14 protein-coding genes are annotated in these 17049 nt (G+C 72.4%); 12 read left to right on the forward strand and 2 right to left on the reverse strand.

Annotated elements, in window-relative coordinates; genetic code table 11:
• Nucleotides 1–6: 6 nt before the first annotated feature.
• From CP975_RS30445 to CP975_RS30470, 6 genes are all read left to right on the forward strand, one after another.
• Nucleotides 7–747, forward strand: a complete 741-nt coding sequence (locus CP975_RS30445) for a class I SAM-dependent methyltransferase (RefSeq protein ID WP_055535876.1) — start codon at nt 7–9, stop codon at nt 745–747.
• A 120-nt stretch (nt 748–867) separates the two neighbouring features.
• A complete protein-coding gene (locus CP975_RS30450; RefSeq protein WP_055535874.1) occupies nt 868–1818 on the forward strand; it encodes a class I SAM-dependent methyltransferase in 951 nt (316 codons plus the stop codon).
• A gap of 111 nt (nt 1819–1929) precedes the next feature.
• Complete coding sequence (locus tag CP975_RS30455; RefSeq protein ID WP_220450193.1) at nt 1930–2373, forward strand: CU044_2847 family protein; 444 nt, start codon at nt 1930–1932, stop codon at nt 2371–2373.
• Nucleotides 2374–2381: 8 nt separating this feature from the next.
• On the forward strand, nt 2382–4157 hold the full coding sequence (locus CP975_RS30460; protein ID WP_167532756.1) for a VMAP-C domain-containing protein: 1776 nt from the start codon (nt 2382–2384) through the stop codon (nt 4155–4157).
• A 1-nt stretch (nt 4158) separates the two neighbouring features.
• Nucleotides 4159–5244, forward strand: coding sequence for an AAA family ATPase (locus tag CP975_RS30465; RefSeq protein WP_055535870.1), 1086 nt, complete (start codon nt 4159–4161; stop codon nt 5242–5244).
• On the forward strand, nt 5234–9640 hold the full coding sequence (locus tag CP975_RS30470; RefSeq protein WP_150477576.1) for an SAV_2336 N-terminal domain-related protein: 4407 nt from the start codon (nt 5234–5236) through the stop codon (nt 9638–9640). Before CP975_RS30465 ends, CP975_RS30470 begins: the two co-directional genes overlap by 11 nt.
• A gap of 33 nt (nt 9641–9673) precedes the next feature.
• On the opposite strand, the gene CP975_RS30475 is transcribed toward CP975_RS30470, so the two are convergent.
• A complete protein-coding gene (locus CP975_RS30475) occupies nt 9674–10465 on the reverse strand; it encodes an aldo/keto reductase (RefSeq protein WP_246201844.1) in 792 nt (263 codons plus the stop codon).
• Nucleotides 10466–10808: 343 nt separating this feature from the next.
• Here CP975_RS30475 and pqqA point away from each other — a divergent pair, with 343 nt between their 5' ends.
• From pqqA to CP975_RS30505, 6 genes are all read left to right on the forward strand, one after another.
• Nucleotides 10809–10982: a pyrroloquinoline quinone precursor peptide PqqA gene (gene pqqA / locus CP975_RS30480; RefSeq protein WP_070321129.1), complete on the forward strand. Its 174-nt coding sequence runs from the start codon at nt 10809–10811 to the stop codon at nt 10980–10982.
• A gap of 10 nt (nt 10983–10992) precedes the next feature.
• Entirely contained in the window at nt 10993–11901 is a 909-nt protein-coding gene (gene pqqB / locus CP975_RS30485; protein ID WP_055527007.1) for a pyrroloquinoline quinone biosynthesis protein PqqB, read from the forward strand.
• Between the two features lie 59 nt (nt 11902–11960).
• A complete protein-coding gene (pqqC, locus tag CP975_RS30490; protein WP_055527038.1) occupies nt 11961–12662 on the forward strand; it encodes a pyrroloquinoline-quinone synthase PqqC in 702 nt (233 codons plus the stop codon).
• A complete protein-coding gene (gene pqqD / locus CP975_RS30495) occupies nt 12659–12937 on the forward strand; it encodes a pyrroloquinoline quinone biosynthesis peptide chaperone PqqD (protein WP_055527008.1) in 279 nt (92 codons plus the stop codon). The genes pqqC and pqqD overlap by 4 nt, the downstream gene beginning before the upstream one ends.
• Nucleotides 12934–14043 (forward strand): pyrroloquinoline quinone biosynthesis protein PqqE, encoded by a 1110-nt coding sequence (pqqE, locus tag CP975_RS30500; protein ID WP_055527010.1) that lies wholly within the window; start codon nt 12934–12936, stop codon nt 14041–14043. The genes pqqD and pqqE overlap by 4 nt, the downstream gene beginning before the upstream one ends.
• Nucleotides 14044–14114: 71 nt before the next feature.
• Nucleotides 14115–15182 (forward strand): PQQ-dependent sugar dehydrogenase, encoded by a 1068-nt coding sequence (locus CP975_RS30505; RefSeq protein WP_150477577.1) that lies wholly within the window; start codon nt 14115–14117, stop codon nt 15180–15182.
• Between the two features lie 22 nt (nt 15183–15204).
• Here the strand turns inward: CP975_RS30505 and CP975_RS30510 are convergent, their stop codons facing one another.
• A complete protein-coding gene (locus CP975_RS30510; protein ID WP_167532821.1) occupies nt 15205–17004 on the reverse strand; it encodes an AMP-dependent synthetase/ligase in 1800 nt (599 codons plus the stop codon).
• Nucleotides 17005–17049 lie beyond the last annotated feature (45 nt).

Here is a 17049-nt window from a genome sequence, read left to right on the forward strand (position 1 = left end):
ACCGCCATGCTGGACTACGGCAAGGAAGCCGACCGCTACGACGCCTCGCGCGGCGGCGAGCCCCGGGCGGCCGCCGCCGCGGGCGCCGTCCTCGGGCTGCTGCCCGCGGACACCCGCACCCTCCTCGACGTCGCCTGCGGCACCGGCCTTGTCACTCGCCGCCTCGCCGCCCGTGCCGGCCTGCGGGTGACGGGAGTGGACGCGGCACCCCGCATGGCCCAGCTCGCGGCCGCCCGGCTGCCGGGCGCCGTCGTCCTCGGTGACAGCCGTCAACTCCCCTTCCCGGACGCGTCGTTCGACGCTGTGAGTACGGTGTGGCTGCTGCACCTGTTTCCCGGCCCCGAGGAGACGGCGTCGGTCGTCGCGGAGTGCGCGCGGGTGCTGCGGCCCGGCGGCACCTACGTCACCACCGTCGACAAGGCCGCCTCGCACGACGTGGGCAGCGACATCGACACCGTGCTCGCCCCGCGCCCCGTGCGCCCCGCGGTCGACCGCGCCGAGGCCGTCGAGGCGTACGCCGCCGAGTACGGCCTCGCGCCGACGGGCCGGGCCGGGTTCACCGGCCACGGCCAGGGCCGCTCGCCCCGCTCCACGGTCGACGACCTCCACCGGGGCTGGTTCACCCGGGTCCCGCCCGACAGCCCACTGGCCGCCCGCCTGGCGGCCGGACTCGCGGCGCTCCCGGACCAGGACGTGCCGCGCCCCGACCCCTGGTTCAGCCTGCGCGCGTTCCGCAAGCGGGGCTGAGACGCGTTCTGCTGTTTGCCGTTACAGCAAAGTGAGTGGTCGAAAATCGCGAAGGGATAGCAGGCTGGTCCCTGTCCACGGCAAAGGGGACAACGGCAGGAACCGGAAGGCGGCACAGCGATGGGGCACCAGCACACGCACGGACAGAGCCACGGGCGGACCCCCGGACAGGGCGGGCCCAGCCATGGTCATGGCCACGGGCACGGGCATGGGCATGACGGAGAGGACATGGACTGGGCCACCATGGGCGCCATGCTGGAGCGCTACGCGGAGATCGCCGCGCCGATGTACGGCGAGGCGGCCGCCTGGCTGCGCACCTGGGTGCCGGAGCCCGGCGTCGTCGTCGACGTCGGCAGCGGCCCCGGCGCCATCTCCTTCCTGCTGGCCGATGCCTTCCCCAAGGCGCGGATCGTCGCGGCGGACCCCGAGGAACCCCTCCTCGAACGGGCCCGCGACCGCGCCGCCCGCGAGGGCCTGACCGACCGCTTCGACACGGTGCGTGCGGCGCTCCCCGACGCCATCGATGACGTACCGGCCGCCGACCTCCTGTGGCTGTGCAGGTCCCTGCACCACGTCGGCGACCAGGGCGCCGCGCTCAACGCACTCTCCGACCGCCTGGCACCCGGCGGCGCGATCGCCCTTCTGGAAGGCGGCCTGGGCACCCGTTACCTCCCCCGGGACATCGGCTTCGGCCGCCCCGGGCTCCTCGCCCGCCTCGAAGCCACGGACGAGGAGTGGTTCACCGGCATGCGCGCGGGACTGCCCGGCTCGAAGGACGCGGCGGAGGACTGGCCCGCGCTCCTCACCGGCGCGGGCCTGCGCCACGTGGCCACCCGCAGCTTCCTCCTCGACCTGCCGGCCCCGCTCTCCGACACGGCCCGCGCCCACGTCCTCGAAGAGTTCACCCGCCGCCGCGCCATGCACGAGGAGCGCGTCGCCCCCGACGACCTCGCCACCATCGACCGCCTCCTGGACGAGAACGACCCCCAGAGCCTGCACCACCGCCCCGACCTGTTCGTGCTGACGGCGCAGACGGTGCATGTGGCGGTCAAGGACGGGGTGGGGGCGTAGGGGGCGCGACGCGCGGTCCACGTATCTGCCGAACACCGGGTAACGGCTGGCCTGTTGACGCTACCTTTCAGGCAGCGACGGGGCCGGCCGGGTCCGGAGGGGGTGTCGTACGTGAGTGAGTTGATCCGCTGGGAGTCCGACGAGGGGCCCGTCGTGGTCGAGGTGGACGCCAGGGACCCGGGGTTCCGGTCGGTGTCACGGCGGGGAGAGGGCGGAGAGGTCCATGAGGTCGAGGGGCGGTTCGAAGCCGCGCTCGGGCATGTGCGCGGTGCCGCGCTCTCCGCGCTGCGGACCTTCCGAGGGCGGGCGCTGAACCCCGACGCGATCGAGCTGGAGTTCGGCGTCAAGCTCACCGCTGCCGCGGGGGCCGTCATCGCGAAGACATCGACCGAGGGTCATCTGACCGTCCGGCTGACCTGGTCGCGCGAGTCCGCGTCGCAGGGCGCGGCCGCGGCGGACGCACCGGCTCAGCCGGCGCGGCGCCAGGATGCCGAGCACGGCGTACCGCACGGCCTACGGCAGGACGACGTACGGCAGGACCCGCAAGGCGAATGATGGCGGGCATGCACTGGCGTGCCCGGATCGGCACGGTCGACGGCGTTCCCGCGGGCGCGGGCGTCCTCGTCGACCGCGCGCGGTTGATCACCTGCGCCCACGTCGTCGACGGGCTCGGGGAAGTCGTCGTGACGCTGCCCGGCGTCGCGGAGGCGCTGCCCGCGACTGTGGCGTGGACCGGGGGCTGGCGGTGCCAGGGAGACCGGGGCGACCTGGCCGTCCTCGAACTCGGCGAGCCGCTGGCCGTGTCGCCGTGCGCGTTCGCCCCCCTCGATGTGCTGCGCCCGCGCGAGGGGCGGGGCACGGCCGAACTGCGCGCTCTCGGCTTCCCGTTCGGGCACGAGAAGGACGGCACCCACGTCACCCTGCGTACCAGCGCCGACCGTCTGCTCGGCCAGGAGTGGCTGGAGATCGACGTGGAGCAGGCCCATTTGCAGCGCCTGGGAGAGGGGTTCAGCGGGGCCGCGGTCTACGACCCTGGCACCAACCTCGTCGTCGGCATCGTCACCGACGCGGTGCTCAGCGGCGACCAGGAAGGGTACATCGGGCGGATGCTGCCGCTGGACACCATCCGCGGCCACTGGGAGGACCTGGACGACTTCCTGCCCCTCGACTGGCTGCCGGACGCGCCGCGCCGCGAACTGCGGGCACTGTTCGACGGCGTGCGCCTCGACCCCGGCACACTGGAGCTGGCCGTCCGCCGCGCCTTTCCCACCTTCCGGCGGCCGCTGCCCGCCTTCCGTACCGCCTGGCACGCCATCCGGTACGCGGGCGAGGAACTGACCGGCGAGGACCGTCTGTTGAGGCTTCTTCCCGAGCTGGGCGCCGCCGCGATCGTGACCGTCGACCCGTGGCTGCGGCGCTGGATGCCGGACCGGTACGACGACCTGGCACACGCGCCGGCCGCCCCGCGCCCGCCGTCCCGGCCCACCGGCTCCGTCGTCTTCCGCGCCCAGCCCATGACCCGCGGCGGCGCTATCGACCTCTCCGTCTCCACGGTGATCGACGGCGTGCCCGTCAGCAGGGCGGGGCCTGTCAGGGTGCGGCGCCAGCAACTGCGGGCGAGGACCGAGGCGTTGCTCGCCGAGCAGATCGGCAGCGTCCACGGCTTCGACTGGATGCTGGAGTTCGTCGTACCGGAAGGGCTGATGAGCGAGCCCTTCGAGGAGTGGCAGATACGCGAACCGGGCGCCGCGCGCCCACGGCCCATGCGCACGGTGCCCGTGGTCGTCCGCCACCTGGACCGCCTGGAACCACTGCTCGCCTCCTACCTGGCCGTCCGGCGCTGGGCGACCGTCAGGGCCCGCGGCCGGACCCGCCCCGTGCGCGTGGAGTGCGGTCTGCCGTACGGCTACGAGGAGTTCCACGACTGGCTCGACGCCGACGAGCAGCTGTGCGCCCTCGCGTACGCGGCGACACCGGACCCCAACTGGCTCTCTGCGGCGCTCGACACCGGCGTACCCATCATGCTCTGGCGGCGGCACGACTGCGGGGCAGGAAACCACGCGCACTGCGCACCGGAGAAGTTCCTCGACCGCATCACGGACGCGGTCGCCGATCTGGACCCCGCTCGACTGCCCTTCGAGGTGATGCGGCTGCGCAAGGACGCCCGATCGCCGGACAAGGGGGACGCCGAGCACTGCGGGCACCGGCTGACCCTGTTCTGGGACGGTGCCGAGAGCAAACCGGATCCACCGCTGTCGGCGGCGCACAAGGCAGGTACCAGCGATAGCGGCAGCGGCGGCAGCGGTACGGAGAGCACCGAGAGCACGGGGAGTGGCTGAGATGGCCGAGAAGACCACCTGGCAGATCTACTCGGGAAGCCGCGTCCCGCACGACGGCATCGAACGGCTCCCCGCACCACCCCCCTGGCGCACCTTCACGGGCGGCCCACCCCTGCGCATCCCGCCCGGCGACTGCGGCAACCCGCACGCGGCCGCCAGCTACCGCCCCGGCGAGGACGCCGTCCGCCAGGTCAACGCCGCGCTCTATCTGCGCAGACCGCTCCTGGTCACCGGCGCCCCCGGCACCGGCAAGTCGTCCCTCGCGTACGCGGTGGCACACGAGCTGGGCCTCGGCAAGGTCCTGCACTGGCCGATCACCAGCCGCGTCACCGTGCGCGACGGCCTCTACGAGTACGACCCCCTGACCCGCCTGTACGCCGCCGAACGCGCCCGGGATGAACGCGCTCGGGACGAACGTGCTCGGGGCGAACGCGTCCGGGATGAGGGCGCGGAGTCCGCGGCCGGCGACGACATCGGCGACTACCTGCGCCTCGGCCCCCTCGGCACCGCGCTGCTGCCGTACGAACGCCCCCGCGTCCTGCTCGTCGACGAGATCGACAAGAGCGACATCGATCTGCCCAACGACCTCCTCACCATCTTCGAGAAGGGGTCGTACGAACTCGTCGAACTGGCCCGCCGCGCGGCCCCCACCGCGAAGGTGATGACGGCCGACAGCACCACCGAACGCGTCGAGATCCGCGACGGCACGGTCACCTGCCGCGCCTTCCCGCTCGTCGTCATGACGAGCAACGGCGAACGGGAATTCCCGCCCGCGTTCCTGCGGCGCTGCGTGACCGTGAACCTGAAGCAGCCCGCGAGCCGCGCGGAGCTGACCGCGATCGTCCGCGAACACCTCGGCCCGGTGATCGGCGAGGAGGACGGCGCACTCCCCGCGGGCGCCCAAGCGGTCATCGACCGCTTCTTCGAGCGGCGCAGCAGCGGACTGCTCGCCAACGACCAGCTCCTCAACGCGGTCTACATGTGCCACCACGCCTCGTTCAGCGAACAGCCGGTCAGCATAAGGGAGTTGGCGGACCAGGTGATGCCGTTCCTGAGCAGCGAGGTGACGCGCACCGATGACGATTGACCGGCTGCGCGACGCCCTGGAGGCATTGGGGCCGCCCGTCACTCCGCTCGAACTGGCGGAGATGCTGTGGCTGGCGGAGCGGCTGCCGTACGGCGAGGGCGGCGAACTCGTGGGGGAGGGTGTCGAGTGGTCGGCCTGTGCGGGCGGGCCTGGTACCGCTTTCGGCAAGGTCACGGGAGCGCTCGACCTCGGGGTCCTGAAGGCCGGCTGGGCGCCGGGCGGCGCGGCCACCGCATCGGGGACCGAGGGAAGCGGGAACGAGCGCGGGGCCGGGGGTGGGACCGCACGCGGGGCGGGAACCGGAAGCGCGGACGGGGGCGGGACCAGCAGCGGAGACGGGACCGGGGGCGGGGACCGGGCGGGCGGCGCGACCGGCGAGGCGGACGGCGCTCCGCACCGCGCCCCGCACCGAGCCGCGCTGCACGTTCCCCGCGGGGCCCCGCACCCCGGCAGCGATGCCGACGAAGTCCTCGTACCCGCCCCGCAGGCCCTCCGCCACGAACTCGCCATCCAACGCGCCCTGCGTCCGCTCAAGCAGCGCGTCCCCGACCGGCACCGCCGCACCCTCGACGAGCGGGCCACGGCCGAGCGCGCCGCGCGCCGCCCCGGCCTGCGTCCCTGGGTGCCCGTCATGACCCCCGCCGCCGACCGCCTCCTGAGCCTCGCCCTGGTCGTCGACACGGGCCCCGCGATGACGGTGTGGCGCCCGCTTGCCCGTGAGCTGCGGGAGGCGATGCAGCGCACCGGCGCCTTTCGTGACGTACGCGTGTGGCTCCTGACCGGCGACGCCGAGCGCATCGGCGTCCGGTCCTCACCCGGCGGGCCGGCACGGGACCCGGCGGCCCTGGTCGACGCGACGGGCCGCCAGGTCACCCTGGTCCTCAGCGACTGCTCGGGCCCGCACTGGTGGGGCGGCCTCGCGGCCCCCGCCCTGCACCTGTGGGCGCGGCGAGGCCCCACGGCGATCCTGCAACCGCTCCCCGAACGCCTCTGGCGCCGCACCGCCGCCCCCGCCGCCCCGGGCAGGGCGATCGCGTCCCGCGCGGGCGCCCCCAACACGGCGCTGCGCTTCACCCCGCACGACGGCCGCGCCAGGCTCCCCTCGGCGGACTCCCTCCCCGTGCCGGTCCTCGAACTGGCCCCGGAGTGGCTGGCGGACTGGGCGGGCCTCGTGACCGCGTCGGGCGACCACCGCAGGGACACGGCCGTCACCTATGTCAGCGCCCGCCCGGCCCCGCACTCCCAACCCCTCGCCTCCGAGGGCGACTTGCCGATCACGGAACGCATCCTGCGCTTCCTGACCGCGGCCTCCCCGACAGCGGCGGACCTGGCGGCGCACGTCGCCCTTTCGGTGCCGGCCCTGCCGGTGATGCGGCTGATCCAGCAACGGGTCACGCCGGGTTCACGCCCCAGCGACCTGGCCGAGGTACTGCTGAGCGGCCTCCTGGAGCCCGTAGACGCGGGGCGCGGCCTGTACGACTTCGTGCCCGGAGCGCGCAGCGCCCTCCTGGAGACCCTGCCGCGCCCCGAGTCGCTGGCGGTGGCCGATCTCCTCACCCGGATCGGCGAGGAGATCGAGGCCAGGGCTGGCTCGGCGACCCGCGCGTTCCGGGCGGTCGTGCGGGTCGCGCAGGGGGCGGGCAGCCAGGGGCTCGCCTCGGCGGGGCAGCCGTTCGCGCTGGTCAGCGAGGAGGCGCTGGGGCTGCTGCGGGGGCGGGCGATCAGGGTTGTGGAGCGGGCGGCGCCCGACGAGCTGCCCGGGCTCGATCCGCCCGCGTCGGTGCCGAGCCCTCCGGGACTGACGAACATCCCCGCGCGACCACAGCCGTATTTCGTTGGCAGGCACAAGGAACTCGCCATCCTCGATGACGGTTTGCTCCCCTGGAGCGACACGTACGGGCAGCAGCCGCGAGCGATGGTGGTCCACGGCCCGGAAGGTGTCGGTAAGTCGGCCCTGGTCGCCGAGTGGGCGTCGGTCATGGCCACCAACAACTTGATGGGCCCGGCGTGGTGGGTGAAGGCGAATTCAGCCGAGTCGATCAACAGCGGACTCGCGGGGCTCACGCGCGCCTTGCAGCCGTCCGTGGCGTCCTCCTTCGCCGAGGAGGAGCAAGTCGCCTGGGCCCTGCGTTGGTTCGGGGCTCACGAGAACTGGATTCTTGTCCTCGACGACGTGTACAGCGCGGACCGCATGGGCCCCTTGCTGTCGAGTCTCGGCAGCCACGGCTTCGTCCTCATGACCAGCCGGACCCCCGCCGGATGGTCGGGCACCGCCACTTCGCTGGCCCTCGGCGTCTGCGAACTGCCGGACGCGGTGAAGATGTTGAACCGGCGGGCGGGCAGGGAGGTGGAAGGGGCGGGCGCCCTCTGTGAGGAACTGGGACGCCTGCCGCTCGCCGTGACACGGGCAGGCGCGTTCCTTGCCGGGACGGACATGACCGTGGACCACTACCGGTCCCGACTTGCACTGCAAGAGGTCCAGGTCCATCCCGATGAGATGGCCGCCCAGGGCGTCATCAAGACACGTCTTCTCGCCGCCGTCGACCCGTTGGCGCGGCAGCTCTTACTCGTCCTTGCCTGGTACGGTCCTCAGCCCGTGCCCCGTGACGTGCTGGGTCCGGAATCCGCCACATCTGATGTGTCGCTGGCCCTGCACTTCCTGGCCAGTTGCTCCATGATCGGGCTGACCGCCGACGCGGTCACGCTCCAGCCTGTGCTCGCCAAGGCGGCGCGCGAGCCGGACGACGACCACCGGCTCAGTGGCTCGCGGGAGATCGACGACGCCCGGCTCACGGCAGCCCTCTGGCTCAGGAACGCACTCCCGCGGAAGACGGACGACCCGGCCGACTGGCCCCGCTGGCGCCAACTTCTCCCGCACATCGACGCCCTTCTTGAACACGGCCGGCCCGTGGCCGACGACCGTCACTTCGTCGAACTCCTCGCGCGGACGGCCCCGTTCCTGCTGACCCAGGGTGCGACGGGGAAGGCGGTCGCCTATTTGGAGCGCGTGCTGCGCGACAGCCAGAGGCTGTACGGACCCGAGGTGGAGCAGACGCTTACGCTGGCGGCCGAGCTCGCGGACGCGTACGTGGCGAATGGCGAGGCCGGCGAGGCGATCAATCTCTACGCCTACATGCTGGACGCCATGAGCGGGGCGGGCAGGGGCGAGGACGATCCCGACGTCCTGTGGCTGCGGGCCAAGCGCGCGAGCGCCCGTCAGGACTCGGGGGACCCGGAAGGGGCGGTGCGGGAACTGGATGAGGTGTGCCACCGCGCCGCCAGCAGCCTGGGCGAGGAGCATTCGCACACCTTGCTGATGCGCGTGAGTCTCGCGGGCGCCTACCGGGCGGCGGGCGAGCCGGTACGCGCGGTGGTCGTACTTGAGCAGACGCTGGCCGTCTGCCGACGGGTTTGGGGGGATGCCTCGGCCGACACGCTAGCTGTGCAAATGGAACTCGCCTCCGTGTGCGAGGCGGTCGGCGACATGCCGCGCGCGGCCGAGGTGCTGGAGGAGGCGGTGCGGGGCCTTCGGACAGTGTTCGGCTACCCACACCCCCGCACTTTCAGGGCCATGGCTGACCTCGCCGCACTGTATGCGGCAGGTGGCATGGCGGGGCGGGCCGTCGAGTTGTTGGAGGAGGCGCTGGCCGGCGCCGCCACCGTACTCGGTGAACGCCATCCGGCCGTCCTCGCCGTGCGGCAGACGCTCGCCGAGACGTGGCTGCACGACGGAGCGCCCGAGCAGGCCGTCCCGGTGCTGGAAGAGGTGCTGTCCGACAGGGGCGCGGTGCTGGGGGAGGACCACCGGGACACGCTCCGCTCCGCCGATTCCCTCGCGGCGGCGTACGGAGCGGCCGGCATGCGCGGCAGGCAGCGCACGCTGTACAAACGCACCTTGAACGCCCGGCTCAGGATGCTGGAGGCGAACGACCCCGAGACACTGATGTCGTACGACCGTCTCGCCGACGCGATGGACGGCGCGGGCCCGGCGGTCGTCCTGCGCGTACGCGCCCACCAAGGCCGCGTGAGGACCCTGGGCGAGGACCACCCCGAGACCCTGGCCGCGCTCGAACGCCTGGCGCACGCCCTCCGGGCGGCGGGGAACACGAGCCAGGCCCTCACGTTCTTCCAGCAGTCGCTGGAGCTGCGGCGCCACACCCAGGGCCCCGCGGAGACCGACACCCTGCGGGTGCTCGGGACGCTGGCTCGGATCCATCTGAGCGAGGGCGACACCGCGGCGGCGATCACGGCCTACAAAGACGCCGTCGCGCAGGCGCCCGCCCGGCGGGAGGCGGCCGTCGTGCTGGAGCGCGCCGTGGCGCACCTCACCTCGGTCCTGGGCGCCGGGCACCCCGAAGTGCGGGACCTCACCAAGCGATTGGCCCGCCTGCGCTGACTCCGAAGGGTTCGCGCAGGCGGGCCCTGTCGACTACGCCTCGTCGAACGTCGCCGGGTCCGGGCCGAGCCGCCGGTCCTCGTTCAGGGCCGAGATCGCCGCCATGTCCTCGGGGTCGAGCTCGAAGCCGAAGACGTCGATGTTCTCCTTGATCCGCGACGGGGTCACGGACTTGGGGATCACGACGTTGCCCAGCTGGACGTGCCAGCGCAGCACGACCTGCGCGGGCGTGCGCCCGTGCTTGCGGGCGATGGCGACGATCGCCGGGATCTCCAGCAGCCCCTTGCCCTGGCCGAGCGGCGACCACGCCTCGGTGGCGATGCCCTGCGCGGCGTGGAACTCCCGGGAGGCGCGCTGCTGGAGGTGCGGGTGCAGCTCGATCTGGTTGACGACCGGGACGACGGACGTCTCGGAGACCAGCCGCTCCAGGTGCTCGGGCAGGAAGTTCGACACGCCGATGGACCTGGCGCGACCGTCTGCGTGGATCTTCTCGAAGGCCTTGTACGTGTCGACGTAGCTGTCCTTGGAGGGCATCGGCCAGTGGATCAGGTACAGGTCCACATAGTCGAGACCCAGCTTGTCCAGCGAGGCGTCGAACGCGCGCAGCGTCGAGTCGTGGCCCTGGTCGGTGTTCCAGAGCTTCGTCGTGACGAACAGCTCCTCGCGCGGCACGCCGGAGGCGGCGATGGCCTTGCCCGTGCCCTGTTCGTTGCCGTAGATCGCCGCGGTGTCGATACTGCGGTACCCGGCCTCCAGGGCGGTCGTGACAGCCACCTGCGCCTCGTCGTCCGGCACCTGCCAGACACCGAAACCGAGCTGGGGCATCTCGACGCCGTTGTTCAGGATGATCGGGGGGACCTTGCTCACGAGCTCTCGATCCTTCAAGTCGTCGGGTGGTACTTCCATGGTCAACGGTCGAGGGCCGCGCCGCATTCCTGAACGGAAGCATGCATTCCAGACCGCCGAATGGCCGGTTCTCGAAGCGACACGGAGGTCGGAACGGTCCGGACCATTGACGGTGTCCCGTCATGCCGCGACGCTATGACACGGCACTGAACGCGGGACACTCATGTGAACGCTACAAGTATTTCGGCCGCTCCCGGCAACCGCACGCCCCGCGTCCCGGTGGCTCGTCCTGAAACCCCCACCTCTTCAGGAAGGCAGCGTCATGCCCCTCCCCACGCCCATGCCCGCCATCGAGCAGGAACATTCCTCCCGCGGCCCCCACGGCCCCCACGGCCCGCAGGAGCCCGCCACCGAAGCCGCCGACTGGCAGACCCCCGCGTACGCCGTCGTCGACACCGCCCTCGAAGTCACCGCCTACCGCCTCGCCGACCGGTAGACCCACCGCCATGCTGCTACAGGTGCTCGGCACCGCGGCGGGCGGCGGGCTTCCCCAGTGGAACTGCGCGTGCCCCGGTTGCGCCGGGGCGCGCGCCCACCCGGAACGCCGCCGCCGGCACGCCGCGCTCGCCGTCCGCACGGGCGAGGGCCGCTGGTACCTCGTCAACGCCACCCCCGACCTCGGCGACCAGATCGAGGCCACCCCGGCCCTGCACCCCGGCGCCGGTTCCGACACGCGGCGCACCCCCGTCGCCGGTGTCGTCCTGACCGACGCCGAACTCGACCACACCCTCGGCCTCGCCCGGCTGCGCGAGGCCCGCGACGGCGTCGACGTCGTCGCCACCCCGCCCGTGCGCGACGCGGTCCGCGAAGGGCTGCGGCTCGATGTCCTCCTGGCCCCCTATACGTCCGTACGGTGGCGGGACCTGCCCCCTGGCCTGGGAGTTCCTCTGGACGGCAGCGCGGGGATCCACGCCGCCGCCGTGCCCGTCTCGGCCAAGCGGCCGCGATACGCCGCCGGGACCGGCCCCGACGCCGACACATGGTCGGTCGCGCTGCGCCTGACCGAAGCCGCCACCGGCCGGACCGCGCTCTACGCCCCGGCCCTCGCCGTCTGGAGCGAAGCCTTCGACGAGGCCGCCCGCACCGCCGACTGCGTCCTCGTCGACGGCACCTTCTGGGACGACGACGAACCACTGCGGGCCGGCTTCTCCACCCGTACCGCCACCGCGATGGGCCACCTCCCCATCACGGGCCCCACCGGCACCGCGCACCGTCTGGCCCGCCTGCCCGGCCGCTGCCTCTACACCCACCTCAACAACACCAACCCGCTCGGCGACCCGCACGCCGAGCAGCACAAGATCCTCACGGAGTGGGGCCTGGAAGCCGCCACCGACGGAATGGTGATCGAGCTGTGACGACCACGGCAGTCGCTACGGACGCGCACACGAGCGCGAACGCGCACACGAATACGGACGTGGACGCGGACCCCTGGACCCCCGACGAACTCACCGAGCGGCTGCGCGCCGTCTCCGCCGAGCGCTACCACGACCGGCACCCCTTCAACGTACGCATGCACGAAGGCACCCTCACCCACGAGGAGGTGCGCCGCTGGATCGCCAACCGGTTCCACTACCAGCGGCACATCCCCGTCAAGGACGCCCTGATCCTCGCGAAGTTCGACGACCCCGCGCTGCGCCGCGGCTGGCTGCGCAGGATCCGTGACCACGACGGGGAACGCGACGGCACGGGCGGCATCGAGCGCTGGCTGCGACTCGGCGAGGCGGCCGGTGTCGCGAGAGAACAACTCCTCGACGCCTCTGGGGTGTTGCCGGGCGTGCGGCTGGCCGTCGACGGCTACGTCAACTTCTGCCGGCTCAGCCCCGCCCTCGACGCCGTCGCCGCGTCCCTCACCGAACTGTCCGCGCCCGGTCTGATGCGGACCAGGATCGCCGCCTTCGAGCAGCACTACCCGTGGATCGACGCGGACGGCCTCGCCTATTTCCGCACCCGCGTGGAGCAGGGCGGCCGAGACGGTCAGGAGGCCCTCGGCCTCGTCCTGACGTGGGCGCGCACCCGCGAGGAACAGGAACGGGCCGTCGCCGCCCTCGCGTTCAAGTGCGACGTGCTGTGGTCCCTGCTCGACGCCGTCGACCGCGGAGCCGGGGGTACGACATGAGCGCCCAGGACGTCGTACGAGATGTGTGGCGCCCCGCCCTCGTCCGCTCGGTGCTGCTCCGGCACGACCGGGTGCGCGGCGTCGACCTGCTGGTGCTGCCCGAACGCGTCGTCGTACTGCGGGGCGCCGCTGGAAGCATCGTGGCCCTGTGCGACGGAGGGCGCGATGTCGCCGAGATCGTCGCGGAGCTGGCGCGACGGCACCCCGACGCGCCCGTCGCCGACGAAGTGCCCGTCTTCCTGGAGCGGTTGAGGGCCGAGGGGTGGCTGCGATGAAAGACCCCGCCCCAGCCCCCGACCCGCCCTGGGCCCTCCTCGCCGAACTCACCCACGGCTGCCCCCTGCGGTGCGCCTACTGCTCCAATCCCACCGAACTCACCAGTGTTGCGGGCGAGTTGAGCGCCGCTGAATGGGCGGACGTACTGGATCAGGCCGCCGCACTCGGCGTCGTGCAGACCCATCTGTCCGGCGGGGAGCCGCTGTTGCGCCGCGACCTCGCCGAGATCGTCGCCGCCGCCGACTCCGCCGGGATCTACACGCAGCTGGTGACCAGCGGCGTGGGCCTGCACCGCGAGCGCCTCGGCCGGCTCATCGACGCGGGGCTGCGCAGCGTCCAGCTGTCCGTGCAGCATGCCGACCCGGAGGCGGCGGCGCGCATCGCGGGCGCCCGGGCGTTCACCGCGAAGGAGCGGGCGGCACGTCTGGTGCGGTCCACCGGGCTGCCGCTCGGGCTGAACGCCGTACTGCACCGCGCGAACCTCGACGCGCTCGACGCCCTCGTGGAACTCGGCCTGGCCTGGGGCGCCGACCGGGTCGAGCTGGCCAACACCCAGTTCTACGGCTGGGCGCTGCGCAACCGCGACGCCCTGCTGCCGGACCGCGCTCAGGTCGCGCGTGCCCGCGAACGCGTCGAACGGTGGCGCGAGCGGCTCACGGGCCGCATGGAACTGGTGTGGGTGGCGCCCGACTACGTCGACGGCGTCGCGAAGCCCTGCATGGGCGGCTGGGGCGCGGTGTCCCTGACCGTCACCCCCGACGGCGCCGTGCTGCCCTGCCCGGCCGCCGCCGGACTCCTCGGCCCGGACGCGCCGAACGTCCGGGAGCACCGACTGGGCTGGATCTGGCGGGAGTCGGACGCCTTCGGCCGCTACCGGGGCGAGACGTGGATGAGTGATCCCTGCCGCGGCTGCGAGCTGCGCACCGCCGACTTCGGAGGCTGCCGATGCCAGGCGTACGCCCTGACCGGGGACGCCGCGCGCACGGACCCCGCGTGCCACCGCTCGCCCGACCACGGGATGATCCGCGCCCTGGTCGACGGGGCGGCCCGCCCCCAGGCCGACGGTAAGCAGCCCGCCTACGCCTACCGCACCCACGCGCCGTAACCACCGCCCCTCTACAGCTCGACCTCCACGGCTCCACCTCCACAGATCGACAGAGACGGAGAACCGGCATCATGGCAAGAACTCTCATCGCCCTGACCGCTGCGGGTGCTGTCACCGCCGCCTCGCTCACCCTGGCCAAAGAGCCCGCCGTGCTCGGCGAACCCGGTGCGCCCACCACCGTGTCCACCGGGTGGACCATCCCCTGGGGCACCTCGTGGCTGCCCGACGGATCCGCCGCCCTGGTCACCGAGCGCGACGACTTCCGGGTGTGGCGGCTCTCGAAGGACGGCAGGGACAAGCGGCGGCTCGGCACCGTCCCGGAGTCGCTGACCACCGGCGGCGAGGGCGGCCTGATGGGAATAGCCGTCGACCCGGACTGGGCCACGAACCACCACGTGTACGTGATGCACACCTCCACCGAGGGCAACCGCATCGCCCGCATGACGTACGACGGCACGACCCTGTCCGGCTACAAGCCGCTGCTCAAGGGGATCAAGAAGAACAAGTACCACAACGGCGGACGCCTCGCCTTCGGCCCCGACGGATACCTCTACGCCACCACCGGTGACGCCCAGGACAAGGCCCTCGCGCAGGACAGGAACTCCCTCAACGGCAAGATCCTGCGGCTGACGAAGGACGGGAAGCCCGCGCCGGGCAACCCCTTCGGCAACCACGTCTACAGCATGGGCCACCGCAACCCGCAGGGCATCGCGTTCGACGCCCAAGGAAGGCTCTGGGGGGCCGAGTTCGGAGACCGCAGGACGGACGAACTCAACCTCATCAAGCCGGGCGGGAACTACGGCTGGCCCATCTGCGAGGGCACCTGCGACGTGGCCGGCATGACCAATCCCAAGAAGACCTGGAGCGTCGCCGAGGCCTCCCCGAGCGGGGTCGCGGTCGTCGACGGCGCGGTCTACATGGCGGCGCTCAGGGGCAAGCGGCTGTGGCGCGTACCGATCAACGCCGACAACGAGAACGTCGGCACCGCGAAGGCCTACTACGTGGGCGCGTACGGGCGTCTGCGCTCGGTCACCGCGGTGCCCGGCGCCGACGCACTGTGGCTCTCCACCACCAATGCCGATGGCAATGGGGGCCAGCCCGACGGCTCCGACAAGATCTTCCGCGTACCGATCGGCTGACCTGGGCGCCCGGCGGGCCGTGTCAGGACCGGTAGAGCGCCTCGACCTCGGTCGAGTAGGCCTGCTCGATGGCCTTCCGCTTGAGTTTCAGTGAGGGCGTCAGCAAGCCGTGCTCCTCGCTGAACTGATGCGCCAGTATCCGGAACGTACGAATGGACTCGGCCTGCGAGACAAGGGTGTTGGCGGCGACGACGGCCCGTCGCACCTCCGTCTCCAGATCGTGGTCCCGCACCAGCTCACCGGGCGGAAGCATGGGCTTGCGCCGCATGGTCAGCCAGTGCTCCACCGCCTCCGCGTCCAGCGTGACGAGCGCGGCGACGTAGGGGCGGTCGTTGCCGACGACGATGCACTGCGCGACCAGCGGATGGTCGCGCACCCGCTCCTCCAGCTGGGCCGGCGAGACGCTCTTGCCGCCCGAGGTCACCAGGATCTCCTTCTTGCGCCCGGTGATCGTCAGATAGCCGTCCTCGTCGAGCGAGCCCAGGTCTCCGGTGGCGAGCCAGCCGTCCCGCAGCGTCGCGTCGGTCGCGCCCGGGTCGTTGAGGTAACCCTGGAAGATGTTGCCGCCGCGCAGCCAGACCTCGCCGTCCTCCGCGACGCGCACCGTCGTACCCGGAATCGGCTGGCCCACCGTGCCGTAGCGGGTGCGCTCGGGCGGGTTGGCGGTCGCGGCGGCCGTCGACTCCGTCAGTCCGTACCCCTCGTAGACCGTCACGCCCGCGCCCGCGAAGAACAGGCCGAGCCGCCGGTCCATGCCCGAGCCGCCCGACATCGCGTGCCGCACCCGGCCGCCCATCGCCTCGCGCACCTTGGAGTACACCAGCTTGTCGAAGAGCTGGTGCTGCATGCGCAGCCCCGCCGAAGGGCCGGGGCCCGATCCGAAGGCCTTGGCCTCCAGCGCGTCCGCGTACCGCACCGCGCACTCGACGGCCTTGTCGAACGCGCCCGCCTTGCCGTCCTTCTCCGCCTTGCGCCGCGCCGCGTTGAAGACCTTCTCGAAGATGTACGGCACGGCCAGGATGAACGACGGCCGGAACGCGGCCAGATCGGGCAGCAGCGCCGCCGCGTTGAGGTTCGGCTGGTGTCCCATCTTGACCCGGCCGCGCACCGCCGCGACCTGCACCATGCGGCCGAAGACGTGCGCGAGCGGCAGGAAGAGCAGCGTGGTGGCCTCGTCGCCGCGCTTGGCGCGGAAGACCGGCTCCCAGCGCTCGACCATCACATCCGCCTCGAACATGAAGTTCGCGTGGGAGACCAGACAGCCCTTGGGCTTGCCCGTCGTGCCGGACGTGTAGATGATCGTGGCGATCGACTCGGGGGTGACCGCGCGGCGGTGACGGTGCACCACCTCGTCGTCGATGTCCAGGCCTGCGCCGTTCAGCTCGCCCACCGCGTCGGCGTCCAGCTGCCACAGCCTGCGCAGCTGCGGCAGCCGGTCGATGACCGAACCGATCGTCATCGCGTGGTCCTCGTGCTCGACCATCGCGGCGCTGACCTGCGCGTCGTGCAGCATCCAGACGACCTGCTCGGCCGAGGACGTCGGATATACCGGCACGACCTGGGCGCCGATGGACCACAGCGCGAAGTCGAAGAGCGTCCACTCGTAGCGCGTACGGGACATGATGGCCACGCGGTCGCCGAACCGTACGCCGTGCGCGATCAGCCCCTTGGCGAGGGCGAGCACCTCGTCGCGGAAACGGGCCGAGGTGACGTCCTGCCACCGTCCGTCGGTCTTGCGGCCGAGGGCGATGCGCGTCGGATCCTCGGCGGCATGGTCGAAGACGGCGTCGGCAAGGCCCCCCACCAGTGGCGCCGACGCCATCGGAGGGTTCGAGAACTCGCGCAATGATGCTCCTTGTGGCGCTCC

The sequence above is a fragment of the Streptomyces alboniger genome, from assembly GCF_008704395.1.
Classification (GTDB): domain Bacteria; phylum Actinomycetota; class Actinomycetes; order Streptomycetales; family Streptomycetaceae; genus Streptomyces; species Streptomyces alboniger.